Source organism: Caballeronia sp. PC1, from assembly GCF_021353155.1.
In the GTDB taxonomy this organism is placed as follows: Bacteria; Pseudomonadota; Gammaproteobacteria; order Burkholderiales; family Burkholderiaceae; genus Caballeronia; species Caballeronia cordobensis.
This window is the reverse complement of record NZ_JAJUBH010000001.1, coordinates 663253-688777: the sequence shown is the minus strand read 5'-3', so window position 1 is coordinate 688777 and position 25525 is coordinate 663253. Positions and strand designations below refer to the sequence as shown.

Annotated in this window: 20 protein-coding genes, 2 tRNA genes and 3 rRNA genes; 10 read left to right on the top strand and 15 right to left on the bottom strand. The window is 61.4% G+C overall.

The window, feature by feature from the left end:
* Positions 1-74: 74 nt before the first annotated feature.
* Both LY284_RS03355 and LY284_RS03350 read right to left on the bottom strand, forming a co-directional pair.
* A complete protein-coding gene (locus LY284_RS03355; RefSeq protein ID WP_233384518.1) occupies positions 75-1268 on the bottom strand; it encodes a patatin-like phospholipase family protein in 1194 nt (397 codons plus the stop codon).
* Positions 1269-1282: 14 nt separating this feature from the next.
* On the bottom strand, positions 1283-2077 hold the full coding sequence (locus LY284_RS03350; RefSeq protein WP_014191722.1) for a 3-hydroxybutyrate dehydrogenase: 795 nt from the start codon (positions 2075-2077) through the stop codon (positions 1283-1285).
* A 188-nt stretch (positions 2078-2265) separates the two neighbouring features.
* On the opposite strand from LY284_RS03350, the gene LY284_RS03345 reads away from it, so the two are divergent.
* Positions 2266-3108: a 23S rRNA (adenine(2030)-N(6))-methyltransferase RlmJ gene (locus LY284_RS03345; protein ID WP_014191723.1), complete on the top strand. Its 843-nt coding sequence runs from the start codon at positions 2266-2268 to the stop codon at positions 3106-3108.
* On the opposite strand, the gene LY284_RS03340 is transcribed toward LY284_RS03345, so the two are convergent.
* Positions 3099-3467, bottom strand: coding sequence for a hypothetical protein (locus LY284_RS03340; RefSeq protein WP_050878292.1), 369 nt, complete (start codon positions 3465-3467; stop codon positions 3099-3101). The genes LY284_RS03345 and LY284_RS03340 overlap by 10 nt on opposite strands.
* Positions 3468-3577: 110 nt before the next feature.
* Between LY284_RS03340 and LY284_RS03335 the strand changes: the two genes are divergently transcribed.
* Positions 3578-3976, top strand: coding sequence for a DUF305 domain-containing protein (locus LY284_RS03335; protein WP_045450761.1), 399 nt, complete (start codon positions 3578-3580; stop codon positions 3974-3976).
* A gap of 109 nt (positions 3977-4085) precedes the next feature.
* Here LY284_RS03335 and LY284_RS03330 read toward each other — a convergent pair whose 3' ends face one another.
* Both LY284_RS03330 and cueR read right to left on the bottom strand, forming a co-directional pair.
* On the bottom strand, positions 4086-4232 hold the full coding sequence (locus LY284_RS03330; protein ID WP_014191726.1) for a DUF3563 family protein: 147 nt from the start codon (positions 4230-4232) through the stop codon (positions 4086-4088).
* A 225-nt stretch (positions 4233-4457) separates the two neighbouring features.
* The gene (gene cueR / locus LY284_RS03325; protein ID WP_014191727.1) at positions 4458-4844 is read right to left on the bottom strand and encodes a Cu(I)-responsive transcriptional regulator; all 387 of its coding nucleotides are present in this window, start codon (positions 4842-4844) and stop codon (positions 4458-4460) included.
* Positions 4845-4941: 97 nt separating this feature from the next.
* Between cueR and LY284_RS03320 the strand changes: the two genes are divergently transcribed.
* Positions 4942-5148, top strand: coding sequence for a heavy-metal-associated domain-containing protein (locus tag LY284_RS03320; protein WP_014191728.1), 207 nt, complete (start codon positions 4942-4944; stop codon positions 5146-5148).
* Positions 5145-6083: an SDR family oxidoreductase gene (locus tag LY284_RS03315; protein WP_014191729.1), complete on the top strand. Its 939-nt coding sequence runs from the start codon at positions 5145-5147 to the stop codon at positions 6081-6083. The genes LY284_RS03320 and LY284_RS03315 overlap by 4 nt, the downstream gene beginning before the upstream one ends.
* Here LY284_RS03315 and LY284_RS03310 read toward each other — a convergent pair.
* From LY284_RS03310 to LY284_RS03275, 8 genes are all read right to left on the bottom strand, one after another.
* The gene (locus tag LY284_RS03310; RefSeq protein ID WP_375294227.1) at positions 6077-9529 is read right to left on the bottom strand and encodes an error-prone DNA polymerase; all 3453 of its coding nucleotides are present in this window, start codon (positions 9527-9529) and stop codon (positions 6077-6079) included. The genes LY284_RS03315 and LY284_RS03310 overlap by 7 nt on opposite strands.
* Positions 9530-9535: 6 nt before the next feature.
* Positions 9536-11101 (bottom strand): DNA polymerase Y family protein, encoded by a 1566-nt coding sequence (locus LY284_RS03305; protein WP_041730485.1) that lies wholly within the window; start codon positions 11099-11101, stop codon positions 9536-9538.
* Positions 11046-11909: a translesion DNA synthesis-associated protein ImuA gene (imuA, locus tag LY284_RS03300; RefSeq protein WP_014191732.1), complete on the bottom strand. Its 864-nt coding sequence runs from the start codon at positions 11907-11909 to the stop codon at positions 11046-11048. The genes LY284_RS03305 and imuA overlap by 56 nt, the downstream gene beginning before the upstream one ends.
* 227 nt (positions 11910-12136) lie before the next feature.
* Positions 12137-12249 (bottom strand): 5S ribosomal RNA (gene rrf / locus LY284_RS03295).
* A 116-nt stretch (positions 12250-12365) separates the two neighbouring features.
* Positions 12366-15250, bottom strand: a 23S ribosomal RNA gene (locus tag LY284_RS03290).
* 280 nt (positions 15251-15530) lie between these two features.
* Positions 15531-15606 (bottom strand) — tRNA-Ala (locus LY284_RS03285).
* A 46-nt stretch (positions 15607-15652) separates the two neighbouring features.
* Positions 15653-15729, bottom strand: a tRNA-Ile gene (locus LY284_RS03280).
* A 62-nt stretch (positions 15730-15791) separates the two neighbouring features.
* Positions 15792-17322: ribosomal RNA gene (locus tag LY284_RS03275) — 16S ribosomal RNA — on the bottom strand.
* Together the 16S, 23S and 5S rRNA genes with 2 tRNA genes alongside form the textbook arrangement of a ribosomal RNA operon.
* A 581-nt stretch (positions 17323-17903) precedes the next feature.
* Here LY284_RS03275 and LY284_RS03270 point away from each other — a divergent pair.
* From LY284_RS03270 to LY284_RS03255, 4 genes are all read left to right on the top strand, one after another.
* Positions 17904-19118 carry a DUF2863 family protein gene (locus LY284_RS03270; RefSeq protein WP_014191733.1) on the top strand — a complete coding sequence of 405 codons (1215 nt, stop codon included), beginning with the start codon at positions 17904-17906 and terminating at the stop codon, positions 19116-19118.
* A gap of 186 nt (positions 19119-19304) precedes the next feature.
* Positions 19305-20114, top strand: a complete 810-nt coding sequence (locus LY284_RS03265; RefSeq protein WP_014191734.1) for a response regulator transcription factor — start codon at positions 19305-19307, stop codon at positions 20112-20114.
* A gap of 68 nt (positions 20115-20182) precedes the next feature.
* Complete coding sequence (locus LY284_RS03260) at positions 20183-20857, top strand: energy-coupling factor ABC transporter permease (protein WP_014191735.1); 675 nt, start codon at positions 20183-20185, stop codon at positions 20855-20857.
* A gap of 148 nt (positions 20858-21005) precedes the next feature.
* On the top strand, positions 21006-21602 hold the full coding sequence (locus LY284_RS03255; protein ID WP_233384515.1) for a BspC domain-containing protein: 597 nt from the start codon (positions 21006-21008) through the stop codon (positions 21600-21602).
* A 118-nt stretch (positions 21603-21720) separates the two neighbouring features.
* Here the strand turns inward: LY284_RS03255 and LY284_RS03250 are convergent, their stop codons facing one another.
* Positions 21721-22881, bottom strand: a complete 1161-nt coding sequence (locus tag LY284_RS03250) for a M14-type cytosolic carboxypeptidase (RefSeq protein ID WP_014191737.1) — start codon at positions 22879-22881, stop codon at positions 21721-21723.
* A 32-nt stretch (positions 22882-22913) separates the two neighbouring features.
* Positions 22914-23693, bottom strand: coding sequence for a peroxide stress protein YaaA (gene yaaA / locus LY284_RS03245; protein ID WP_014191738.1), 780 nt, complete (start codon positions 23691-23693; stop codon positions 22914-22916).
* Between the two features lie 56 nt (positions 23694-23749).
* On the opposite strand from yaaA, the gene LY284_RS03240 reads away from it, so the two are divergent.
* A complete protein-coding gene (locus tag LY284_RS03240; protein WP_014191739.1) occupies positions 23750-24226 on the top strand; it encodes a putative toxin-antitoxin system toxin component, PIN family in 477 nt (158 codons plus the stop codon).
* Positions 24227-24270: 44 nt separating this feature from the next.
* On the top strand, positions 24271-25452 hold the full coding sequence (locus tag LY284_RS03235) for a pyridoxal phosphate-dependent aminotransferase (protein WP_014191740.1): 1182 nt from the start codon (positions 24271-24273) through the stop codon (positions 25450-25452).
* Positions 25453-25525: the final 73 nt, after the last annotated feature.

Sequence of the window (25525 nt, the reverse complement as noted above, 5' to 3'; positions counted from 1 at the left end):
CCCGGACGATGCCCGGAAGCGCCGCAATGCGTCCCGGATTATACAAAGCGGCACACTTTTCCGCCCGAACGCCCCTATTCGCCGCGGTGAATGTCGTGCGTGACGAAGCGCGATTCGCCGTTGGGCATGTCCAACCAGTCGCGGTGCGCGAGGGTGCGGCGAATGTCGGCGAGGCCGCTTTCCCAGTGCTCGCGCATCGTCGAGAAGCCGAACTGATAGTCCTTGTAGTGGCCCTCGTATTCTTTGTGCCGATAGATCAGGTGAATGATGTTGTAGCGCTTGGAGCACGCAAGGTCGGCGGCGAGCCGGCACCATTCGTCACGCTTGCGGACCTCTTCGGGCACGAGATCGAGCACGTGCTGCAAGACGTTGCGGTAGCGCTGGGCGCGCTGCATCTGATCCGTGACGAGGCGCGTGCGACTCGAAAACTGCACGTCCTTCATGCGCCCCATCACGTCGACGATGCTGTCCGGCAGCGGCCCGCGCGCGCTCCACAGATCGACCTGGAAAGCGAGCGTATCGCGGCGCGGCGTGGTCTGCGCGACCTCGTAGAGCGGCGTATTCGACATCAGGCCGCCGTCCCAGTAGAACTGGCCGTCGATCTCCACGGCGGCGAAACCCGGCGGCAGCGCGCCCGAAGCGATGAAATGCTCCGCCCGCAAGGTGATCTGTGTGTTGTCGAAGTAGGCGAAATTGCCTGTCGCGACGTTCACCGCACCGACCGACACCCGCGTCTCGCCGGAATTGATGCGATCGAAGTCACAAAGACGCTCGAGCGTCGCCTTGAGCGGCGTCGTATCGTAATAGCTCGCGGTTTGAGGCGAGCTCGACGTGATCGGCGATGGCGGCGGAAATCGCGGAACGAAAAAGCCCTTTTGCCCTTCGACGAGCGCGCCGAACGCCTGCAGCGCCGTGAACGCCTTGCGCACGTCGTCGGCGGAATCGAACAGCGCGCGCTCGATGAACGCCGGGAGCGGGAAACCGAAGGCGGGCTGGCAGATCGTCTCCCAGAATTCCAGAAGACGCGTCACGCGATGCTCCGGCGCATTGCCGGCGATGATCGCGGTGTTGAGCGCGCCGATCGAGATGCCGGCGATCCAGTTCGGGTGGATGTCCGCCTCGTGAAGCCCCTGATAGACGCCCGCCTGATAAGCGCCGAGCGCGCCGCCACCCTGAAGCATCAGCGCGATCGTTTCGTAGGGCGGCAAGTGGATGCATTCTTGCGGCTGCGTCCCTTGCAGGACGCCGGTTTGGTCGTTTTCTGCCATGCGTCCTCGCCTTGTTACTGCATGAACCAGCCGTGACTGACGACGAACGATTGCCCCGTCAGCGCCGCAGTCTCGAATGCGGACAGGAAGAGCACCGTCTGCGCGACATCCTCGACGGTCGTAAACACGCCGTCCACCGTGCCGCCCAGCATCACGCGCCGGACGACTTCTTCTTCGCTGATCTTCAGTTCCTTCGCCTGCTCGGGAATCTGCTTGTCGACGAGCGGCGTGCGCACGAAGCCCGGACAGACGACGTGCGAGCGCACGTTGTGCCGCGCGCCCTCTTTCGCGAGCACGCGAGCGAGGCCGAGCAGTCCGTGCTTCGCGGTCACATAGGCGGACTTGAGCGGCGAGGCTTCGTGCGAGTGCACCGAGCCCAGGTAGATCACGACGCCGCCGCGATCGTCCTTGTACATGTGCTTCAGCGCGGCTTTCGTGGTGAGGAACGCGCCGTCGACATGGATGGCCATCATCTTCTTCCAGTCGGCGTAGGCGTAGTTTTCGATGGGATTGACGATCTGGATGCCCGCGTTCGACACGAGAATATCCACCGCGCCGAATTCCGCGGCGACCCGATCGATGCCCTGATTCACCGCGTCCTCGTTCGTCACGTCCATCGCGAGGCCGATGGCCTTGCCGCCTTTGCCGCGGATTTCGGCCGCGACCGCGTCCGCGCCCGTCTGATTCAGATCCGCGATGGCGATTGCAGCGCCGGCATCCGCGAGCGTCAATGCGATCGCGCGGCCGATGCCGCTCGCCGCGCCCGTGACGACCGCGGTCTTGCCGTCGAGCTTACCGTTTGATGACATGCGAACCTCCTTAAGTCTGGTGGGACTTCCGAGTTTTCCGTTTGGCCGGCTATTGCGATCGTACGCGAGCGGCTATTGTGCATAAAGACGCGGTGCGCCGCAGCAAGGTACTGCGCACGGCGACATCGAACCGGAATGACGTCGGCTAAAATAGACCTCTTTCCTGCACGCCTTCATTCCGGCTTTTCATGCTTAGTTATCGTCACGCCTTTCATGCGGGCAATCACGCCGATGTGCTGAAACACGCGATCGTCATTCAGATGCTTCGCTATCTCGGCCTCAAGGACAAATCGTACTGGTACATCGACACGCACGCCGGCGCGGGCGTCTACTCGCTGACGGAAGGCTTCGCCACGAAGAACGCGGAGTTCGAGACGGGCATCGGAAAGCTATGGGATCGGGACGATCTGCCGCCGCTGCTGGCGGATTACGTCGATGAAGTGAAGGCGCTGAATCCCGACGGCGGTCTGCGTTTTTATCCCGGTTCGCCGTATCTCGCCTGGCGCACGATGCGCGAGCAGGATCGCATGCGTCTTTTCGAACTGCACAGCACGGAGATCGATGTGCTGCGCCACAATTTTCGCGACGCCGGCCGCCGCGCAATGATCTACGACGGCGACGGCTTCGACGGCATCAAGGCGATTCTCCCGCCGCCGCCGCGCCGGGCGCTCGTGCTGATCGACCCTTCGTACGAAGACAAGCGCGACTACGCGCGCACGCTCACGTGCCTCGAAGAAAGCCTCAAGCGTTTCGCGACGGGCACGTATGCGGTGTGGTACCCGATCGTCACGCGCATGGAATCGCAGCGCTTCGCCGATCAATTGAAAGCCGTGCAGCCGGACAACTGGCTGCACGCGTCCCTGACCGTGAAGAAACCGCCGACGGACGGCTTCGGCCTCTTCGGCAGCGGCATGTTCGTCGTCAATCCGCCGTACACGCTGACGAAGGCGCTGAAAGAGTCGCTCCCGTATCTCGTCGACGCGCTCGGTGAGGACGGCAACGCCTCATTCAGGCTGGAGCATCAGGGATAAGGCGTGCGCGGAACCCTGGGACGCCCCGGATATCCGGGCTGTACCGGGACGCTGTTCTGCCCGCCATATTCCACATAAGGCGAGACCACGATGGGTGGGTCCGGCTGCTGCGGCAGTCCGGGCAGCGTGGCCATCGGCACCATGCCGGGTCCGCCGAGCGGTCCGCTTTGAAGTACGGTTCCGCTCACGCCGCTGTGAATGCCGGTTTGCGTATCGAGCACGAGCGGCTCGCCGCCCGGCTTGGCCAGCGCCAGTTGCGAGCCGAGCAAAGCCACCGCGAACGCGGGGGCGATGCGCGCAATTCGCGCAAGGGAGTTACGCAAACGGCTATTCGTCGTGTCGTTGATGTGGCCTGGCATCGCGCGCTCTTTATATAGACGAAACCGCTTTACCTTACCCCGATGGCAAGCTTTAAGCTAGGCGTTCTAGCTCGGTACGAGCACGCGATCCGCCCCTCACAGGAGAAACGATGAAATCAACGAGAATTGCGCTTGCCATCTTCACCGCCCTCTGTAGCGCCAGCGCTCTCGCGCAAACCGCCGCGCCGGCAAGCGATGCGATGCCCGGCATGAACATGGAGCAACACGCGCCCAAGCCCACGGACACCTCGTCCACCGCGGCATTCCAGGCCGCCGATCAGAAGATGATGACGGGCATGTCCAGCATCGAATACACGGGCGACGCCGATCGGGATTTCGTCGCGCACATGATCCCGCACCATCAGGGCGCGGTGGAAATGGCGAAGGTCGAGCTGAAGTACGGCAAGGACGCGAAGCTGCGCAAGCTGGCGAAAGACGTCATCGCCGCGCAGAACAAGGAAATCGCGTTCATGAAGCAATGGCTGGAGCAGCATCCGCCAAAGCATTGAGGCCAAAGGCCCGCGTTGCGCCCGCCGCTGAACGGGCACCAAAACAAAAGCCCCGCGTTGCGGGGCTTTTCGATTTTACGTTCGGCGCCTGGCGCCAGGAACGAAACGCTTACGCGTTGTAGCCGTTCGTTTCGAGCGAGCGGATGCGCTGTTCGAGCTGGACGATGTCCGTCGATTGCGCAAGGAACGCTTCGCGGCGGCGCTGCTCGGCGGCTTCAAACCAGATGCTCAGTTTTTCGATCAGGAATGCAAACATGATGTTCTCCAAGGTCTTTAAAAGTCCCTGGCATTTCGGGGTCAGGGATTACCCGTACTAGGGAATACCCGGATTATAGAGGAGAACATCTGCGTTGTGGTAGTGAAATGCTTGAATAGTGTGCATTCGGTTTCGGAATGGTGCAGGCCGGATCCTTGCTTCAAGCGGCTGATTTCTCGGAGGATTACCCGTTTTTTCGCTCATCCATTGCACCCAATTTGGGCATCACTGCGCGAGCCCATCCAAAATCGGGCAATCCGGCCGCGTATCGCCGTGGCAGTTCTTTGCCAGATGCGACAGCGTGTCGCGCATTTCGGTCAGTTCGGCAATGCGCCGGTCCAGTTCCGCGACATGCTCGAGCGCGATGGACTTGACCTCGGCGCTCGCCCGCGACCGGTCCTGCCAAAGCGCCAGCAACTTCCGAATATCCTCGACGAGAAAACCGAGCCTGCGCGCCTGCCGCACGAAGCGCAGCGCGTGCACCTCCTGGTCGCCATAAACGCGATATCCCGACGACGTCCGGCCGACCGGATTGAGCAAGCCGACGCTCTCGTAGTAGCGAATCATCTTCGCCGTGACGCCCGAGGCGCGGGCCGCTTCGCCAATGTTCATGGTCTGCTCCGAAAAAATGTCATTCCGACTCTACACCTTCCCACGATGGCAAGGTATACGATGTCATCGATCGACGTCTTTTCAAGAGGAAACCGCAATGACCGAATTCGAAGTTCAAGGCATGAGTTGCCAGCACTGCGTCGCGGCCGTGACGCGCTCGATTCAGGAAATCGATCCGCAGGCGCAGGTTCGCGTCGATCTGGAGCGCGGCCGCGTCGCGGTCGAGTCGGCGCAATCGAACGATGCGCTGAAAGAGGCCATCGACGAGGCCGGTTATACGGTCGTCGGTATCGCGTCGGCATGAGGACGGGCGAGCGCTTTACTGTCGCACTCATCGGCGCGTCGGGGCTGCTCGGCCGCGCCATTGCCGGCGAACTGACGAGCGCGCCCGGCGCGAAGGACTGGCGCGTCGTGCAGACCGCCCGCAGCCGCGCCGACGCCCGGCGCGTGAAACTCGATTTGCTGGACCACGACGCGGTGCGCGCGTTTCTTCGCGAACTTGCGCCCGACGCGATCGTCGTCGCGGCAGCGGAGCGGCGTCCGGATATCTGCGAGAACGATCCGGCGCTCGCGCGCGCGTTGAACGTCGATGCCTTGCGCGTGATCGCGGCCGAAGCGCGCATGCTCGGCGCGTGGGTGTTGTCGATCTCGACCGACTACGTCTTCGACGGTGCCGCCCCGCCCTATCTCCCCGACGCCACGCCCGCGCCGCTCAACGCGTACGGGCAAAGCAAGCTGGACGGCGAACGCGCCCTGCTCGCGAGCGATCCCGCCGCCTGCGTGCTGCGCCTGCCGTTGCTCTACGGGCCGTTCACCGACTGGAACGAGTCGGCGGTGACGTGCCTCACGCCCGCCATCGTCAGATCCGCCGATCCGGCAAACCCGCCCGCGCCGATGGATGCCTGGGCGACGCGCTATCCCACCTTGACGTGCGATGTCGCCGTCGTGATCCGCGGCCTGCTCGAACATCACGCGAAAGGCGCGACGATCTCCGGCATCACGCACTGGTCCGGCGATGAACCGATGACGAAATTCGATATCGCCAGGCGCATCGCGCGTGTGCTGAACGTGGACGCGAAGCTCGTCGCGCAACACACGCCAACCGATGCGACGCCGCGCCCGCGCGACTGTCATCTCGATTCCGGCCGCCTGGAGACGCTCGGCATCGGCCGGCGCACGGCGTTCGACATCGCGATCGCCGGGCTGCTCGCAAATTATCCGGACGTGCCGGATCAGTGAAAATCGCGGCTCGGCGCGGCCAGGCGGCCGAGCAGCGCGCTATGGTCTTCGAGCCGCTGCGCCACCAGATGCCGCACCTCGCCTTCCATTTGCCAGACGCCGTGCACGCCGAGCAGCGACGCCCCTAGCAGCACCTTGCGCTGCTTCTCGACGAGCCCCGGCCAGACGATCACGTTGATCGCGCCGGTTTCGTCTTCGATCGAGACAAAGATCGTGCCGTTCGCCGTGCCCGGCCGCTGCCGCACCGTCACGATGCCGCATGCCCGCACGAAGCGCCCGCTCTTGTGATGAGCGAGTTCCTCGGCGGTCTTGAAGCGCATGCGCGCGAGTTTCGAGCGCAAAAGCGCAAGCGGATGACGATTGAGCGTGAGCCCGAGACTCGCGTAGTCATCGACGATTTCGCGGCCTTCCGGTGCTTCCGGCAGCAAAAGCGGCGCTTCGGTCATCGGCGCGTCGCGCAGCAATTCCGGCGCGCGCTGCTGCGCCGTGACCGCCCACCACGCCTGACGCCGATGCCCTGCGATGCTCGCGAGCGCATTGCCCGCCGCGAGCGCTTCGAGATCGCGGCGCGACAAGGCGGCGCGGCGCGTGAGATCGTCGACATCGATGAATGGCGCCTGTGCGCGCGCGGCCATGATGCGCTCGGCGGCGGCTTGCTGCAGACCCTTGATGAGACTCAACCCGATGCGCACGCCCGGCCCGCTCGCGCCGTATCGGCGCCCATCCAGTTCGACGCGCTTTCTGAGCCTGCGCGCGCCGCGCCGCACGGTCTTGCGAAACACCTGATCCGGCAACGGCATGCCATAGAACTGCTGGCGCCGCCGCTCCTTGCCGTCATCGAACGCGATGCGCTCGCCTTCGCCCGCGCGCGTTTCCAGCACCGATTCCCAGTCGCTCAGTGAAACATCGGGCGCGAACACCGCCACGCCGTGACGCCGCGCGTCCTGCACGAGTTGCGAAGGCGAATAAAACCCGAGCGGCTGGCTGTTCAGCAGGCCGGCCAGAAACGCCGCGGGTTCGTAACGCTTGATCCACGCGCTGAGATAGACGAGCAGCGCGAAGCTCGCCGAATGACTCTCCGGAAAGCCGTATTCGCCGAAGCCCTCGATCTGCTTGCACACGCGCGAGGCGAAATCGTGCTCGTAGCCGCGTGCGAGCATCTTCTTCATCAGATCGGCCTGATAGGCTTCCAGGTAGCCGCCGCGACGCCAGGCGGCCATCGCGCGGCGCAATTGATCGGCCTGTTCCGCCGTGTAGCCCGCCGCGACCATCGCGAGCTTCATCACCTGTTCCTGAAAGATCGGCACGCCGAGCGTGCGGCCGAGCACCGGCCGCAATTCCTCTTTCGGATACTCCTCCTCTTCGAGCCCCTGCTTGCGACGCAGATACGGATGCACCATGCCGCCCTGAATCGGGCCGGGCCGCACGATCGCCACTTCGATCACGAGGTCGTAGTATTTCTGCGGCCGCAAGCGCGGCAGCATGCTCTGCTGCGCGCGCGATTCGATCTGAAACACGCCGATCGTGTCCGCGCGGCAGCACATCTCGTAGACGGCTTTGTCTTCGCGGCGGATGTGCTGGATGCCGAAGCCCGGCACGCCGCGCCGCAGCGCGACGAATTCGAGCGCGCGCCGGATCGCCGAGAGCATGCCGAGCGCGAGCACGTCCACTTTCAGAAGTTTCAACTGATCGATATCGTCCTTGTCCCACTGGATCACGCAGCGGTCTTTCATCGCCGCGTTTTCGATCGGCACGAGCCGCGACAGACGTTCCCGCGCGATCACGAACCCGCCGACGTGCTGCGACAGATGCCGCGGAAAACCGCGCAGTTCGCGCGTCAGCCGGATGAGATGCTTCGTGACGTGCGAGTCCTCGCTAAAGCCCGCTTCCCTGAGATAGCCCGCCACCGCCGACGGCCCGTCCCACCACTGCTGCGACTTGCCGATCCGCTCGATCAGCGATGCATCGAGCCCGAGCGCACGGCCGACATCCTTCAGCGCGCTGCGCGTGTGATACGTGATGACCGACGCTGCCAGCGACGCGCGATGTCGTCCGTACTTCCGATAGATGTACTGGATGACCTCCTCGCGCCGCTGATGCTCGAAGTCGACGTCGATATCGGGCGGCTCGTTGCGCGCCTGCGAAATGAAGCGTTCGATCAGCAGGTCCATTCGAACCGGGTCGAGCTCGGTGATGGAAAGGCAATAGCAGATGATCGAATTCGCCGCCGAGCCGCGCCCCTGACACAGAATCCCCTGACTGCGCGCAAAAGCGACAATGTCGTAGACCGTCAGAAAGTACTTCTCGTATTCCAGCTTCGCGACGAGCGCCAGCTCCTTTTCGATGAGACCGATGGTCTCGGCATCCATGCCGTTCGGCCAGCGCCTGAGCGCGCCCGCGATCACCTGTTTGCGCAGATAGCTCGCGGGCGTTTCGCCGGGCGGCACCAGTTCTTCGGGGTATTCGTACTTGAGCTCGTCGAGTTTGAAAGTGCAACGAGCGGCCACCTTCAGCGTTTCCCTGATCGCCTCTTTCGGATACAGCGCGCCGATGCGCAGCCGCGTGCGCAGATGCCGCTCCGCGTTCGCTTCGAGCGCATAACCGCATTCGGCGAGCGACCGGTTCAGGCGAATCGCGGTCAGCGTGTCCTGCAAAGGCTTGCGCGAACGCGCATGCATGAGCGCGCCGCTTGCCGCGACGAGCGGCAATCCGCTTGCTTCGGCGATTACGCGCGACGAGGCGAGACGCTCGTCGTCGCTGCCGTCCTGCCACAACTCCAGCGCGAGCCACGCGCGGCCCGCCGCAAAACCGGCCAGCCAGTGCGCGCGATCGAGCGTGTCGGCGAGCGTCGCTGCGCGCTGCGGCACGAGAATCAGCAGGCAATCGGGCAAGTGCTTCAGATGCGCGATATCGCCCCGCAGGTCTGCCGTATCGGAGGAGGCGGCGGGATTGGTGAAGTCTTCCGGACCGATCCTGTATGTGCCCTTGGGCGAGCGCGAGCGCGCAAGCGAAATCAGCTCCGACAGATTGCCGTAGCCCGCGCGATTCGTCGCGAGCGCGACGAGCGTGCAGAACGGCTCGCCGTTGGCATCGGTGAGATGCAACTCGCTGCCGATGATCAGCTTCAGGTTCTGCTTCTTCGGCGGCGGCTCGCCGGCCTCCCGCGCCGCGTCAGCTGCGGCTTGCGCTTTCGCTTCGATGTCCTTGATCGCGGCATGCGCGCGCACGACACCCGCGAGCGAGCATTCGTCCGTGATCGCGAGCGCGGTATAGCCGTGTTCGAGCGCGGCCGCGGCCAGCTCCTGCGGATGCGACGCGCCGCGCAGGAACGAGAAGTTGCTCAGGCAATGCAGCTCGGCATAGTCGGGCAATAGCGCCGACGCCGACATCGAGCCGGGAAACCCAGTGTCTTCATCCAGTCCGATGATGTCGTTCAGATCATCCATCACGCATCATCCGAAAAAACCGTGCAGGAACCAGTCACCGCTGAGACGCTCGCGATACAGCCAGAACATGCGGCCGCGGTCGTCGGCGGCGACGTAGTAATCGCGCTGCACGCCGTTGCCGTCCCACCATCCCGCCTCGATGCGCTCGGTCCGGCTGATCAGCTTCAACGGACGGCGATAGAACGGCCGCTCGTTGCGCAACATCAGCTTTTGCGGCATTTCGAGTATCCACGCCGGGCGCGGTTGCTGAGGCACCGCGACATCGGGGAGTTCGAGTGGTTCGCCGGGTTGGATTTGCGTTTCCTCCGGTTCGGGCTCACTGGCTTGTGTTGCGATTGTTGCCGGCGTCTTTTTTCCGCGTTTCGGCTTGGTCTCACGCGCAGGCTTATAGGCTTCGACCGTCATCGCCGCTTCGGGCCTGTGATCGTCCCGCGCGACCAGTTGCACGACATTCTCCGCGCCGAGCCGCGCGCTCAGGCGTTCGAGCAGTTGCGCCATCGATTCGCTGTCGGAACCGGGCATCGGAAACAGGGTGTCGGGCGGCGGTGCGTGCTCGCTGATTTTGTCGGCAAGAAGCCTCATCTCGATCACGGGCGCTGCGAGCGCCGTCTGATTCAGCTTCTCGCGCAGCAGCCAGAGGATGTGATCGGCTTCGCGCGTCGGCACGGCCCACGCGACTTTGAACATCGATGTTTTCGGCGCATGGCGAGCAGCCAGTTCATGTTCGAGCAGCAACGAAAATTCACTGACCGCCGCATGATGCGCGCAGAGCCAGCCGGAGAGTTGCAGCACGAGACGGCGGGCGGCGAACAGCAGCGCGTCGGCGCTTTCCACGCGCGCCTGCAATTCGAGGCGCGCTTCGAAGGACGCTGGCGCGCAGAACGCCTCGCGCGGATCGGGCGCCTGCCCGTACGCTTGCGCGAGCCATTGCAGGACGCCTTGCCCGAAGCGCCGCGCGACGCCCTTGCGCGGCAAACGGCGCAAATCGGCGAGCGTCGCGCAGCCGATCTGCTCGAACACGTTGCCGTGCGAATGCGCCGACGGGACGAGCGACACGGGCAGCGCATCGAGCACATGTATCAACGTCGTCTCTTTCACGATCCGCACGCGCCGCGCGACACGGCGCGTGCGTGCGTGCGCCAGCAACCACGCGCCCCACGCGGTCGGCGCGCAGCCTGAGCGCGAAGTGAAACCGCATCCTTTCACCGTCGATGCGACCTTGGACAGCAACGCGCGCAATCCACCGAAGAGCCGCATGCTCGCACCGACTTCGAGCAGCACCGTATTCGCATGCGCGAGCACGACCTTGGGCGTGAACGCGAGCAGCGCCAGCGCGACGGCTTCGAGCGCGCGTTGCTCTTCGCGGATATCGACGGCGAGCAGCGTCAGTTGCGGCGCCAGCGCGAACGCATGCGCGCGCGTGCTGCCGGGCCGCACGCCGAGCCGAAACGCGACGAGATCGGGCATCAGGATGCGAGCGTGATCGGCAAGCGCGAAGCATGGCTGATCGATATCGTCATTCGCCGTCGAGCTCGCTCCAGGCGATGTCGAGTTCGCCGGCGCTGAGGGCATCGAAGGCGGCTTGACGGCTTCGAGCGATAAAAGCGGCAATGTCACCGCTATCCACAACATGTTTGACCTCTCGTGCTTTCCTGCCGACGTGCGCGCGGCGAATAGGTTCGGGCAGCGCGGGCAACTGCAACGGCAAGTTCAACCGCAACGGCTTTTCCAGCAGCGGACCACGCCGCTTGATGATGTCGATTTCGAGCATGACGGCCTGCATCCATTCGCGGCGATTCATCGTCTGCGCGTTGGCGGGAAGGATCGGCTTGCAGACCATGCGCAATGGCGCGGCGGACGATTGCTTCGCCGCTTTGAGCGGGCGAAAGAGAAACGCCAGCGACTGCGCTTCCTGAGCCGCTACTTGCAGCCTTCGCAGCGCTTCGGGACGCACTTGCGGCAGCCAGATCAACACAGCGCCGATGCCGTCCTGTTTCAAGGATTGCTCCGCAGCCCAGAGCACCTGATCCTCGGGCGCCTTGACCCAGACCAGTTTCTCCACCGTGATGTTCATCGTCCGAAACGCAGCCAGATTGGGCTTCCACGGCGGCGCAACGAAGATGACCGAGCGGCCTTTGTTCGCCGTCAGTTCCCGAAGCGTGCGAGCGAGTAGCCTGATTTCGCCTACGCCGCTTTCCTCGATCAGCAATTCGGTGACTGAACCGGGCATCCAGCCCGCACCGGGCAAGGCGACATCGAGCGCCGGAAAGCCGCTCGATGTGATGTTCGAGTCAGGGTCGTGGATCGGATTGCCCTGCCAGACCTGACGCTGCAGATGCGATGTCAGCCCGATATCGAGCAGTGAAAGTGCGGCACCCATGAGTTTCCCCCGTCCAGCGCGAATGCAAGGGCCTGCTCATGGCTTCGAGCATACAATGGCCTATGGCTTTTACTGTATATTTATACAGTATTTTGACGGGGGAAGGTAAACCGCTGACAGGCGTGCGCTGACGGAGGGAAGGAGCACGCTGGAGAGTCGCGCAAACGGCGCGCCCAACGCAAAAACCCCACCTTTGCGGGGTGGGGTTTTTGTTTGCGGCATGAGGAGCCTGACGATTACCTACTTTCACACGGGTATCCGCACTATCATCGGCGTGGAGTCGTTTCACGGTCCTGTTCGGGATGGGAAGGGGTGGTACCGACTCGCTATGGTCATCAGGCATGACTTGTTGCTGTGTCGTCTTGGGGACGCGACAGCCAATCTGGGAAGAAGTAGCAGTGTTTGGGGTGGTGATCGTGGCACAACGATACTCAACCAGGAAGACACACTGGTTATAGGATCAAGCCTTACGGGCAATTAGTATCAGTTAGCTCAATGCATTACTGCACTTACACACCTGACCTATCAACGTCCTGGTCTGGAACGACCCTTCAAGGGGCTCGAAGCCCCGGGGATATCTCATCTTAAGGCGAGTTTCCCGCTTAGATGCTTTCAGCGGTTATCTCTTCCGAACATAGCTACCCGGCGATGCGACTGGCGTCACAACCGGTACACCAGAGGTTCGTCCACTCCGGTCCTCTCGTACTAGGAGCAGCCCCCTTCAAATATCCAACGCCCACGGCAGATAGGGACCAAACTGTCTCACGACGTTTTAAACCCAGCTCACGTACCTCTTTAAATGGCGAACAGCCATACCCTTGGGACCGGCTACAGCCCCAGGATGAGATGAGCCGACATCGAGGTGCCAAACACCGCCGTCGATATGAACTCTTGGGCGGTATCAGCCTGTTATCCCCAGAGTACCTTTTATCCGTTGAGCGATGGCCCTTCCATACAGAACCACCGGATCACTATGACCTGCTTTCGCACCTGCTCGACTTGTCGGTCTCGCAGTTAAGCACGCTTATGCCATTGCACTATCAGCACGATTTCCGACCGTACCTAGCGTACCTTCGTACTCCTCCGTTACACTTTGGGAGGAGACCGCCCCAGTCAAACTGCCTACCATGCACTGTCCCCGATCCGGATCACGGACCAAGGTTAGAACCTCAAACAAACCAGGGTGGTATTTCAAGGACGGCTCCACCAAGACTAGCGTCCTGGTTTCATAGCCTCCCACCTATCCTACACAGATCGGTTCAAAGTCCAATGCAAAGCTACAGTAAAGGTTCATGGGGTCTTTCCGTCTAGCCGCGGGGAGATTGCATCATCACAAACACTTCAACTTCGCTGAGTCTCGGGAGGAGACAGTGTGGCCATCGTTACGCCATTCGTGCAGGTCGGAACTTACCCGACAAGGAATTTCGCTACCTTAGGACCGTTATAGTTACGGCCGCCGTTTACCGGGACTTCAATCAAGAGCTTGCACCCCATCATTTAATCTTCCGGCACCGGGCAGGCGTCACACCCTATACGTCCACTTTCGTGTTTGCAGAGTGCTGTGTTTTTATTAAACAGTCGCAGCCACCAGTTTATTGCAACCCTTTCACCCTCCTGGCGCAGGCCAGTCAAGCTACAAGGGCGTACCTTATCCCGAAGTTACGGTACCAATTTGCCGAGTTCCTTCTCCCGAGTTCTCTCAAGCGCCTTAGAATACTCATCTCGCCCACCTGTGTCGGTTTGCGGTACGGTCACTATTAGACTGAAGCTTAGAGGCTTTTCTTGGAACCACTTCCAATTGCTTCGCTTCCGAAGAAGCTCGCGCCACACCCTTGAATTACGTGCCCGGATTTGCCTAAGCACCTTCTCCAATGCAGCGACCGGGACTTCCAACACCCGGACAACCTTCCGCGATCCGTCCCCCCATCGCATCTAACAATGGTGCAGGAATATTGACCTGCTTCCCATCAGCTACGCATTTCTGCCTCGCCTTAGGGGCCGACTCACCCTACGCCGATGAACGTTGCGTAGGAAACCTTGGGCTTACGGCGAGGGGGCTTTTCACCCCCTTTATCGCTACTCATGTCAGCATTCGCACTTCCGATACCTCCAGCATGCCTTTCGACACACCTTCGCAGGCTTACGGAACGCTCTCCTACCACACGCACTTACGTGCGCATCCGCAGCTTCGGTGACTGGCTTGAGCCCCGTTACATCTTCCGCGCAGGACGACTCGATCAGTGAGCTATTACGCTTTCTTTAAAGGGTGGCTGCTTCTAAGCCAACCTCCTGACTGTTTTAGCCTTCCCACTTCGTTTCCCACTTAGCCAATCTTTGGGACCTTAGCTGGCGGTCTGGGTTGTTTCCCTCTTGACACCGGACGTTAGCACCCGATGTCTGTCTCCCGTGATTGCACTCTTCGGTATTCGGAGTTTGCTATGGCGTAGTAATCCGCAATGGACCCCACAACCATGACAGTGCTCTACCCCCGAAGGTGATACACGAGGCACTACCTAAATAGTTTTCGGAGAGAACCAGCTATTTCCAAGTTTGTTTAGCCTTTCACCCCTATCCACAGCTCATCCCCTAACTTTTCAACGTTAGTGGGTTCGGTCCTCCAGTACGTGTTACCGCACCTTCAACCTGGCCATGGATAGATCACTTGGTTTCGGGTCTACGCCCAGCAACTGATCGCCCTATTCGGACTCGCTTTCGCTACGCCTGCCTTAATCAGTTAAGCTCGCTACTGAACGTAAGTCGCTGACCCATTATACAAAAGGTACGCCGTCACCCCTTGCGAGGCTCCGACTGTTTGTATGCATGCGGTTTCAGGATCTATTTCACTCCCCTCCCGGGGTTCTTTTCGCCTTTCCCTCACGGTACTGGTTCACTATCGGTCGATCACGAGTATTTAGCCTTGGAGGATGGTCCCCCCCCATCTTCAGACAGGATTTCACGTGTCCCGCCCTACTTGTCGTACCCCTAGTTCTTCCATCCTATTTTCGTCTACAGGGCTATCACCTGCTATGGCCGCACTTTCCAGAGCGTTCGACTAATACGATAGATAAAGAGTACAGGCTGGTCCCATTTCGCTCGCCACTACTTTGGGAATCTCGGTTGATTTCTGTTCCTGCGGTTACTTAGATGTTTCAGTTCACCGCGTTCGCTCCACGCAACCTATGTATTCAGTTGCGGGTGACCCATACGGGCCGGGTTTCCCCATTCGGATATCGGAGGATCAAAGCTCGTTTGCCAGCTCCCCTCCGCTTTTCGCAGGCTACCGCGTCCTTCATCGCCTGTGATCGCCAAGGCATCCACCACATGCACTTGTTCGCTTGACCCTATAACGAGTGTGTCTCTCGACTCACCACGTCATAGGCTGAGTATTCGCGTTGTGCCGTATTCCAAAGCAATCTTTCGATTACCTTTTCATACTTGATACAATCACTACCCTGACTACCCGACTCGCACCCATCTCTAAGTGCTTTTAGATAGTCTCTTTACTACTTCTTCCAGATTGTTAAAGAACGTTTAGCCGACAGGATCACTTCAATTCCTGCAGCATCAACTGGCTTCAATCGCCAATGCGCAGTGCTTCACGAAACACTGTGCATTGAGGATTGGTGGAGGATGACGGGATCGAACCGACGACCCCCTGCTTGCAAAGCAGGTGCTCTCCCAGCTGAGCTAATCCCCCAAGTCTCTCGAGTCTGCTCGATCACGCGATCGACTCATCCTGACCGTGGTGGGTCTGGATGGATTCGAACCATCGACCCCCGCCTTATCAAGACGGTGCTCTAACCGACTGAGCTACAGACCCAAAGCCTGTCTTAAACAACAGCCGATAAGCGTGAGCGCTTAACTTAAAGTGCGAAGCTCGAGAAAGGAGGTGATCCAGCCGCACCTTCCGATACGGCTACCTTGTTACGACTTCACCCCAGTCATGAATCCCACCGTGGTAAGCGCCCTCCTTGCGGTTAGGCTACCTACTTCTGGTGAAACCCACTCCCATGGTGTGACGGGCGGTGTGTACAAGACCCGGGAACGTATTCACCGCGGCATGCTGATCCGCGATTACTAGCGATTCCAGCTTCACGCAGTCGAGTTGCAGACTGCGATCCGGACTACGATCGGTTTTCTGGGATTGGCTCCACCTCGCGGCTTGGCAACCCTCTGTTCCGACCATTGTATGACGTGTGAAGCCCTACCCATAAGGGCCATGAGGACTTGACGTCATCCCCACCTTCCTCCGGTTTGTCACCGGCAGTCTCCTTAGAGTGCTCTTGCGTAGCAACTAAGGACAAGGGTTGCGCTCGTTGCGGGACTTAACCCAACATCTCACGACACGAGCTGACGACAGCCATGCAGCACCTGTGCGCCGGTTCTCTTTCGAGCACCCCCACCTTTCAGCAGGGTTCCGACCATGTCAAGGGTAGGTAAGGTTTTTCGCGTTGCATCGAATTAATCCACATCATCCACCGCTTGTGCGGGTCCCCGTCAATTCCTTTGAGTTTTAATCTTGCGACCGTACTCCCCAGGCGGTCAACTTCACGCGTTAGCTACGTTACTAAGGAAATGAATCCCCAACAACTAGTTGACATCGTTTAGGGCGTGGACTACCAGGGTATCTAATCCTGTTTGCTCCCCACGCTTTCGTGCATGAGCGTCAGTATTGGCCCAGGGGGCTGCCTTCGCCATCGGTATTCCTCCACATCTCTACGCATTTCACTGCTACACGTGGAATTCTACCCCCCTCTGCCATACTCAAAGCCTGCCAGTCACCAATGCAGTTCCCAGGTTAAGCCCGGGATTTCACATCGGTCTTAACAGACCGCCTGCGCACGCTTTACGCCCAGTAATTCCGATTAACGCTCGCACCCTACGTATTACCGCGGCTGCTGGCACGTAGTTAGCCGGTGCTTATTCTTCCGGTACCGTCGTCCTCCATCCATATTAGGGACGAAGTTTTCTTTCCGGACAAAAGTGCTTTACAACCCGAAGGCCTTCTTCACACACGCGGCATTGCTGGATCAGGGTTGCCCCCATTGTCCAAAATTCCCCACTGCTGCCTCCCGTAGGAGTCTGGGCCGTGTCTCAGTCCCAGTGTGGCTGGTCGTCCTCTCAGACCAGCTACAGATCGTCGCCTTGGTAGGCCTTTACCCCACCAACTAGCTAATCTGCCATCGGCCGCCCCTATAGCGCGAGGTCCGAAGATCCCCCGCTTTCTCCCTTAGGTCGTATGCGGTATTAATCCGGCTTTCGCCGGGCTATCCCCCACTACAGGACACGTTCCGATGTATTACTCACCCGTTCGCCACTCGCCACCAGGGTTGCCCCCGTGCTGCCGTTCGACTTGCATGTGTAAGGCATGCCGCCAGCGTTCAATCTGAGCCAGGATCAAACTCTTCAGTTCAAACCTGTTACTGTTTTCGGTTCCGTTAAGAACCGGTCGCTCACTCAACGTACTGACGATGATTATTCTGTCCTAAAACAGAAAAACCTTCCTCTGATACTTCGTGTGAGACTCTTGATACTTTTGCTATGACTGATCCCGAAAGACCAGCCGCACTCGCTATCAAGCGCCCACACTTATCGGCTGTTAGTTTTTAAAGAGCACATCGCAAGACATCCAACCTCACCACCGTCTTGCGTCGCTGCGTTGTCTGCAGCAGAGAAACGAGATTATGAACAACGCTTCGGTTACTGTCAACAAGAATTTCGAAGTTTTCTTGCCGACTGACTGCGCCTCAAACCACCGCAAGGCACACCAACCGATGCCGCTCTCCCGCTCCCTTCGCGTTCATCGAATCGCGAAGGAACGGAATTCTAGTGAGTGATTCGAGCCTCCGCAAGGGGTGTGGAAAAATAACTTTTCGATCCTTCCAAGAACGCGATCCCGTACGGCAGATGGCCCCGCTGCAGCGCCATACGGTAAAAGCGCGCGCGGAGCGACTACAATTAAAGGTTCACCGCACCAATAACTCTCGTATCGATATGCGCTCGCGAATCGCAAAACGTATTCCCCCGGATGCCGACAAGCTCGTCAGCCTCTCTCTCGCGCTTTTCGCGTCCGGCAGCCGTGTCGAGGACCGCTTCTGGGAAGCGCGCCTCGACACCCTCATCGCCAAGCTCGTGCGCAACGGCAATCAGACGACGCTCGACGCCGCGCTCGACCATCTGCAGCAGAATCATCCCGATGCCTACGGGGCGCTCGCCGACATGGCCGAGACGCACAGCGAGTCGTTCAGGATCGACATCGACGGTGCGCCTCACGAAGCGTTGCTCATGGCGGCGCCCGTGCTCGCGTGGACGCGCTATGCGATCCCCTCGGGCGCGCTCAAGGGCGACGCCGTCGATGCGCTGCGCACGCAGATGCAGGCGCACGTCCTGGCCGCGGGCGCGCGCGTGGCGATCGCGCCTTATCTCTACAGCATCGATCAGTTGCCGCGCCACCACGTCGACACGGCGCGCCTCGCGCAACAGCTGCTGCAAACCGTCCTGACCGGCAACGCCGCGCGCCTGAACCTGGCCGATCTTCCCGAGACCTCGCCGATTCTCGCCGACCCGCGATTCCTGCTGGCGCTGGTCGTCGTGCCAGCGGGCGGGGCCTTGTTCCGCTGGCAGGAAGACGAAAACGGCGGCCGCGTCGAACGAAGTCAATGTCTTGAGCAGTGGGCCGCGCAAGGCGGGCCGAGCTTCGCCGCCATCCTGCCCGGCTGCGAATTCGAGTGCCTGCTTCCCGACGCCTACTATTCGGCCTGCCGCGACGCGGACGAACAGGTTCGCCCGCACACCGTGCGCACCGCCGTGCGATATCTGTTCGATACGCTCGGCACCGCGCCGCAGGATCTGCGCGCGGTCATCGCCGGTTTCGGCGAGCGGCGCATCGACGAATATCGCATCGGTTTCACGCGGCGCGGCAGCAACGACGTGATCTACGGCGTCGTGTGGCCGCTCTACGGGCGTGAAAACGGCGAGCTGGGCATGGAAGAGGATGCGGTCGATCTCGAAGGCGCCAACGGCCCGGTCGAAGAGATCGTCGAATTGCTGAAGAAGGCAGGCGTCTCCGATGTGCGCCGTCACGCCGGACGCTTCGAACCGGAGTTCTGCGACGACTGCGGCGTGCCGCTTTATGCCGATCCGCTGGGCGAGATCGTCCATGCCGAGATGCCCGAAGACGCCGAGCCCGCGCAGCCTCATTTTCACTGAGCCCATAAGGCTGCCTAAAAGCAACAAACCCCGCCCTCGCGCGGGGTTTTGTGTATTTATGCCTATGCCGTTCGGATAGGGGGCCAAATCACCGGAAATTTGTCAATATAGCTATTGCCGCCGGCAAGTCTGGCGGCATGAAGTCCCGAAGCCGTTGGCTACGGGTGTATTGACAAGAGGTAAAGCATGATAATCAACATTATTGGTGCCGACGCGGAGCGCCGGGCGGGCCTTAAAACATTGCTGCGCCGTATTGCGCGCCAGGCGCAATTCACCGAGGCAAAGGACTGGAGACAAGCCCGCACCGCCTTGAAACGCTCCACCCCAGACATGATCGTGGTCGACTGGGCCCCCAACCTGCGCCTCGGCGACTTGCAGAACCTGCTCGACGAAGTGCCCCGCGTGCCCGCGTCCATCATGGTCGACCGCTGCGGCGCCGCGCTGGTCTATGCGCTTCTGAATGCCGGCGCAATGGGCGTCATTCCTCGCGCGCTCGACCCGATCCTGATTCTTCGCGCGCTGGAGATGGTCCTGCTCGGTGGCCATTACATCCCATCCGACGTCGTCGACCCGGAGCTGACACTCGAACTCGCCGCGCGCCGTGCACAAGGCGTCGCAAGGCTTCCGCGCACGACTCGCCTTCTTCCGACCTTATCGCCCCGGCAGCAGCAGATCATGCGCTGCGTACACATGGGCAGCACGAATAAGGTGATTGCAAAGACGCTGGGCATCAGCGAAGGCACGGTGAAGATTCACCTTGCGAGTATCTTCCAGCAATTGGGCGCGGCGAATCGGGCCGCCGCGGTCGCGATTTACAACGGCGTGCAGAACTCGCACCTCGAAATCCTGCGCAGCGGCAACGAGAGATCGAGGCGCGTGATATCGGGCGAGCCGGGAATCATTCCGCTGCGCAGACCGAAGACGCGTTATCCGTCGCTTCTCGACAACGACGCGGCCGCGCTCCCGATGGCCGCTGAGCCGGAAGCGACGTTCTAGCAACAAACGAGGCAAACGGGTCCGTCCTTTGCGCACACGTTTTACGCGCAACGAGTAATATGCAAGGCATGGGGTTCTTCTACACACCGCTACCGCTTTGGCTTACCGTCGGCAGCTGGATCGTCGCCGCGGGACTGCTCGCGCCCGCGCTGCTGCAGCGCCCCTTCGCGCGCCTGCAGGACGCCACCTTGCAGAATGTGTGGCTCGGCATCATCGTCGCGGTTTCGGTGCTGTGGGCATGCAACGCATGGTTCGACGACGGACCCGTGATTCATCTGCTCGGCGCGACGCTCATGGTCACGCTGTTCGACTGGCGGCTCGCGCTCATCGGCACGGCAGCGACCACGGGACTCGCCGCCGTCGTGCTCGACGCTTCATGGCTCTCGGTCGCGACCACGTACATCCTCTTCGGCGCGCTGCCGGTTGCGGTCTCCACCCTTCTGCAACGCCTGAGCAACGTCCTGTTGCCGCGCAACCTCTTCACGTTCATCGCCGGGCACGGCTTCATCACGTCGGCGGCCGCGGTCGCGGCGGCATGCGGCGCGACCGTGCTGCTCGAGATGGCGCTTGCGGGAGGACCGGTCGTGATTCCTGCGGCATTTACGCGCGGCTCCCTCTTGCTCGGTGCAGGCGAAGCGCTTTTCACCGGCCTGCTCATCATTCTGATCACGGTGTACAAGCCCGCGTGGATCACCACGTATGACGTGCGCCGGTATCGCCTCGATCGCGGTCCGCGCGTCTAGTTTTCGCGAATCGAAGCGCGCCATCGTCACGGGCATCGCCGGTTATCGGATTTCCGGCCATCGGCATGCGCGCAAAGTACGATAAGATTGAACTCCTCCCCTACACGGCGCATCTTACTTGCCCGTGTCTTCTTAGCGCCCAGACTTGATGGAAAGTAACTACGCACCGCGCCGGCTATTGCGGCTCGTCGGCCGGTTGGCGGTATGCGCATCGTTGGCATGCGCGGTGTCCGCTTTTGCCGATTCGCTCGACGAGCGCAATGAACTGATTCACCACTTCGTCATCGACTTCGAGGCCAATCCGCTCATCGCCGATTGCGCTGCGCATGGCAACTTCATCGCCAGCACATCTTCGGCCTTCGATCGCGTCGAGTTTCCCGCCACCTCGTTCGACGCCGCTCATTCCAGCATCGAACCGTGGAACGATTCGTTCGACGAGAAGAAGCAGCGAATCAAGGTGGACAACGTCGTGACCGTCGAAGGTCAGGGCATGCCGAAAAGCGGCGAGCGCGATCCCACGCCGCTCAAGTTCCGCTGCGGCTATGTGGGCAGTCAGATGCTCGCCTTCGGCTGGAACGATCCCGTGCCGCCGCTGCGCGCACGCGCCGAGCCGCATCCGGCGCGCAGCACGAAGGGCAAGCATGGCGCGAAGAGCACGGCGTCATCGGGCGAGACGAAGAGCGCGGCCAAGAGCACGTCGAAGTCTTCGACCAAGTCGACGAAGAAGACAACCAAGAAGCACTGACCGCTGCTCATCCGCGCAAATCCGCGCGCAAGACATCGCGAAAAAGGGCGTGGCCGCACGAAGCGGCCACGCCCTTTTCACATGCCCCGAAAGCGCATGCCCCGAAAGTCGCCGGCCTTCAGGCGTCGAACGATTGAAGATGCCACAGGATCGCCTGAAGCATCGACGCGCCGAGCGCCGCGCTGCGCGCGCCGTTCCAGCCGACGCTCTCATCCGGCAGATTGGCGTTGTCCTTGAACGGCATCTCCAGCGTGAGCGAAAGGCACTTGTACTCGTTACCGATGTACTTCGACGCGAGCTTGAGCGCATCCGTCTGATACTTGCTCGACTCGTAACCGTACACGGTCTGGAAATCCGGGCTCGCCTGCTTGAAGAAATCGACGAATGCCTTCTGCTCCTTCGCCTGCTGCTCGGTGAAGCCCGGCAACATCTCCGAACCCGCGACGAACACATACGGAATGGCTTCATCGCCGTGGATATCGAAGAACAGGTCGCAGCCGGTCTCCTCGATGGCCTCGCGCACGGCAAGCACCTCCGGGCTGCGCTCGGCACTCGGTTCCATCCATTCGCGATTCAGGTTCGCGCCCGCCGCGTTGGTGCGCAGGTTGCCGAGCACGCTGCCGTCGGGATTCATGTTCGGCACGATATGGAAGATCGCGCGATCGAAAAGCGTGCGCGCAACCGGGTCGCCCGCCCAGTCGCCAAAGCCCGCGAGCCGCTTCACGAGTCCTTCGACGAACCATTCCGCCATCGTCTCGCCGGGATGCTGGCGCGCGATGATCCAGACTTTCTTCTTCGGCTCGGCGTCGCCAAAATCCGGTATGCCGAGCGAGAGCACCGACATCGGCCGGCCCTGCACCGTGCTGCCGAGCTCGGTCAGCGTCGCGAGCGGCATCTGCTGAACCGCGCCGAGAAATTCCGAATGGCGCTCCTCGCTGTACGGCTCGAAATACGCGTAGTAGATGCGGTCGAAGTCCGGCGTGTGATCGATCTTCATCACCTGGCCGTCGTACTCGGTCGATACGCGGAACCAGTTCACGCGGTCATAGCTCGCAACCGCTTCATAGTCGCGCCAGCCTTCGGGAAACGCGCACTGCGCCGCGTTCTCGAAGGTCATCACGAGACGCTCGCCGCGCGCGCCGGACACTCGGTAGTAAAACCATTGCGCGAAATCGGCGTGCGAGTCGGGGCGCACGCGCAGACGGATGTCCGCGGGATCGTCGGCGTTGATGACTTCGATCGCGCCCGCGTCGAAGTTGCTGGAGATGGAGAGGCTCATGTGCGGTTCCTTGCGTGCTTGCCGTGCGGGTCTCATTCCGCGACGCGGCGTCGAAATACGTATGTCGTGTCGTTCGACGCCTTCGCGTCGAACGTATAGCCTTCGCTGTCGAAGCCTTTGAGCGCCTGCGGCTCGTCGATGCGGTTCTCGACCGCATAGCGCGCCATCAGGCCGCGCGCGCGCTTCGCGTGAAAGCTGATGATCTTGTAGCGCCCGCCCTTCCAGTCTTCGAACACCGGCGAGATGACGGGCGCGGTGAGCAGCTTCGGCTTGACGGACTTGAAATATTCCTCTGACGCGCAATTCACCAGCACGCGCGCGCCGCGCTGCTTCTTGAGTTGCTCGTTGAGCGCCGCCGTGATGCGGTCTCCCCAGAACGCGTACAGATCCTTGCCGCGCGCGTTCGGAAATCGCGTGCCCATTTCGAGCCGGTACGGCTGCAGCAGATCGAGCGGCCGCAACAGGCCATACAGCCCCGACAATACGCGCACGTGGCTCTGCGCGAAATCGAGATCGCTCGCCGAGAGCGTCTTCGCGGCGAAGCCTTCGTACACGTCGCCGTTGAACGCCAGCACCGCCTGCTTGGCGTTGCTCGCATCGAACGTCGTCGACCAGTCGGCGTAGCGCTGGAAATTCAGCGCCGCCAGTTGATCGGAAATGCTCATCATGCCGCCGATCTGCTGCGGCGAGAGTTCGCGCAGGCCCTCGATCAGCTCGGCCGCGTCATCGACGAATTGCGGCAGCGTGTGCTTCTTGATATGAGGGGGCGTCTCGTAGTCGAGCGATTTGGCGGGCGAGAGAACGATTATCATGGAGGCTCGCCGGCACGCCGCCGGCGATCATTGGCATAAACCCCCGATTGTATCGAATGGACAATTCCGCCGCGCCGCCGCCACCGATGCGCGTGGTGCTCGATTCGAATGTGTGGATCGACATCCTCGTGTTCGACGACCCCGCCACGCGCCCGATTCACGCGGCCCTCGTTGCCCGCACGCTCGAAGCGCTGATCGACGAGCGCTGCTTGAGGGAGCTCACGCACGTGCTCGACTACCCGCAGTTCGTGCGCATGGAAGTCGATAAGGCCGCCGCGCTCGCGACCCTCGCGCGTCTGTCGACGCTCGTCGCCGCGACGCTCGATGAAAGCGAACGTCCGTTACCGAAATGCAAAGACCGCGACGATCAGAAGTTCCTGGAACTCGCGCACGCGTCGGGCGCCGCCTGGCTCGTGTCGAAAGACCGCGCCGTGCTGAAGCTCGCGCGGCGCATCGCGCGCGACTTCGCGTTTCGCATCGCCGAGCCCAGGCCGTTCGTCGTCGAACTCGACGCGACCACGGCCATCGGCTGACGCTGTCTTAAAATAACCGCGTGCCACTTTTCGCCCACACGACCATGAACGCCACGCACGAATTGCCGCCGACACCGCCCGAGCTTTCTTTCCCGTCGCGTCTGCCCGATGTGGGCACGACCATCTTCACCGTGATGAGCGCGCTCGCGACGCAAAAAGGCGCCGTGAACCTCGGTCAGGGTTTCCCCGATTTCGATTGCGACGCGCGCATCGTCGATGCCGTCGCGAACGCGATGCGCGAAGGCCACAACCAATATCCGCCGATGGCGGGCGCCGCGCCCTTGCGCCATGCGATCGCGCGCAAGATCGACGCGCTCTATGGCCGCGCGTACAACCCCGACACCGAGATCACCGTGACCGCCGGCGCGACGCAGGCCCTGCTCACGGCCATTCTGTGCTGCGTGCATCCGGGCGATGAAGTCATCGTGATCGAGCCGATGTACGACAGCTACGTGCCGTCGATCGAGCTCGCGGGCGGCAAGCCGGTATTCGTGTCGCTCGAAGCGCCGGACTACGCGCTGCCGTTCGACAAGATCGCCGCCGCGATCACGCCGAAAACGCGCCTTCTGATGATCAACACGCCGCACAATCCGACCGGCCGCGTGTGGCATGCGGACGACATGAAGAAGCTCGAAGAAATCGTGCGCGGCACCAACGTGCTGATCGTCTCCGACGAAGTCTACGAGCACATGGTCTACGACGGCGCGCCGCACGAGAGCGTCGCGCGCTATCCGGAACTCGCCAAACGCAGCTTCGTGGTGTCGAGCTTCGGCAAGACCTTCCACGTGACCGGCTGGAAAGTGGGCTACGTGGCCGCGCCCGCCGCGCTGAGCGCCGAATTCCGCAAGGTGCATCAGTTCAACGTGTTCACGGTGAACACCCCCATGCAGATCGGGCTCGCGCATTACCTCGAAGACCCGAAGCCGTATCTGGATCTGCCCGCGTTCTATCAGAAGAAGCGCGACTTCTTCCGCGCGGGCCTGGCGAAGACGCGCTTCTCGCTGTTGCCGTCCGAAGGCACGTATTTCCAGTGCGTCGATTACTCGAAGATCAGCGACATGCCCGAGGCCGAATTCTCGCAATGGCTCACGAGCGAGATCGGCGTGGCCGCGATTCCGGTCTCGGCGTTCTATCACGAGAGCCATGAATCGGGCGTCGTGCGCTTTTGCTTCGCGAAGAAGGAAGAGACGCTCGCGCTCGCGCTCGAACGTCTCGCCAAGCTCTAACGCAACGGCGCGTCTCGCCGGATCGGTTCACCGCCGGGACGCGCGCACACCGCGCGCGTTCCATCCTTTTGAG

Coding starts and splice junctions, on each gene's coding strand:
- LY284_RS03335 (WP_045450761.1), top strand. CDS start 3,578: ATGAAATCAACGAGAATTGCGCTTGCCATCTTCACCGCCCTCTGTAGC.
- LY284_RS03305 (WP_041730485.1), bottom strand. CDS start 11,101: ATGCCCTCAGCGCCGGCGAACTCGACATCGCCTGGAGCGAGCTCGACG.
- LY284_RS03235 (WP_014191740.1), top strand. CDS start 24,271: ATGAACGCCACGCACGAATTGCCGCCGACACCGCCCGAGCTTTCTTTC.
- LY284_RS03270 (WP_014191733.1), top strand. CDS start 17,904: ATGCGCTCGCGAATCGCAAAACGTATTCCCCCGGATGCCGACAAGCTC.
- LY284_RS03345 (WP_014191723.1), top strand. CDS start 2,266: ATGCTTAGTTATCGTCACGCCTTTCATGCGGGCAATCACGCCGATGTG.
- LY284_RS03315 (WP_014191729.1), top strand. CDS start 5,145: ATGAGGACGGGCGAGCGCTTTACTGTCGCACTCATCGGCGCGTCGGGG.
- LY284_RS03330 (WP_014191726.1), bottom strand. CDS start 4,232: ATGTTTGCATTCCTGATCGAAAAACTGAGCATCTGGTTTGAAGCCGCC.
- yaaA (WP_014191738.1), bottom strand. CDS start 23,693: ATGATAATCGTTCTCTCGCCCGCCAAATCGCTCGACTACGAGACGCCC.
- LY284_RS03340 (WP_050878292.1), bottom strand. CDS start 3,467: ATGCCAGGCCACATCAACGACACGACGAATAGCCGTTTGCGTAACTCC.
- imuA (WP_014191732.1), bottom strand. CDS start 11,909: ATGGGTGCCGCACTTTCACTGCTCGATATCGGGCTGACATCGCATCTG.
- LY284_RS03265 (WP_014191734.1), top strand. CDS start 19,305: ATGATAATCAACATTATTGGTGCCGACGCGGAGCGCCGGGCGGGCCTT.
- LY284_RS03310 (WP_375294227.1), bottom strand. CDS start 9,529: ATGGATGATCTGAACGACATCATCGGACTGGATGAAGACACTGGGTTT.
- LY284_RS03355 (WP_233384518.1), bottom strand. CDS start 1,268: ATGGCAGAAAACGACCAAACCGGCGTCCTGCAAGGGACGCAGCCGCAA.
- LY284_RS03350 (WP_014191722.1), bottom strand. CDS start 2,077: ATGTCATCAAACGGTAAGCTCGACGGCAAGACCGCGGTCGTCACGGGC.
- LY284_RS03250 (WP_014191737.1), bottom strand. CDS start 22,881: ATGAGCCTCTCCATCTCCAGCAACTTCGACGCGGGCGCGATCGAAGTC.
- LY284_RS03240 (WP_014191739.1), top strand. CDS start 23,750: ATGGACAATTCCGCCGCGCCGCCGCCACCGATGCGCGTGGTGCTCGAT.
- cueR (WP_014191727.1), bottom strand. CDS start 4,844: ATGAACATTGGCGAAGCGGCCCGCGCCTCGGGCGTCACGGCGAAGATG.
- LY284_RS03255 (WP_233384515.1), top strand. CDS start 21,006: ATGGAAAGTAACTACGCACCGCGCCGGCTATTGCGGCTCGTCGGCCGG.
- LY284_RS03260 (WP_014191735.1), top strand. CDS start 20,183: ATGGGGTTCTTCTACACACCGCTACCGCTTTGGCTTACCGTCGGCAGC.
- LY284_RS03320 (WP_014191728.1), top strand. CDS start 4,942: ATGACCGAATTCGAAGTTCAAGGCATGAGTTGCCAGCACTGCGTCGCG.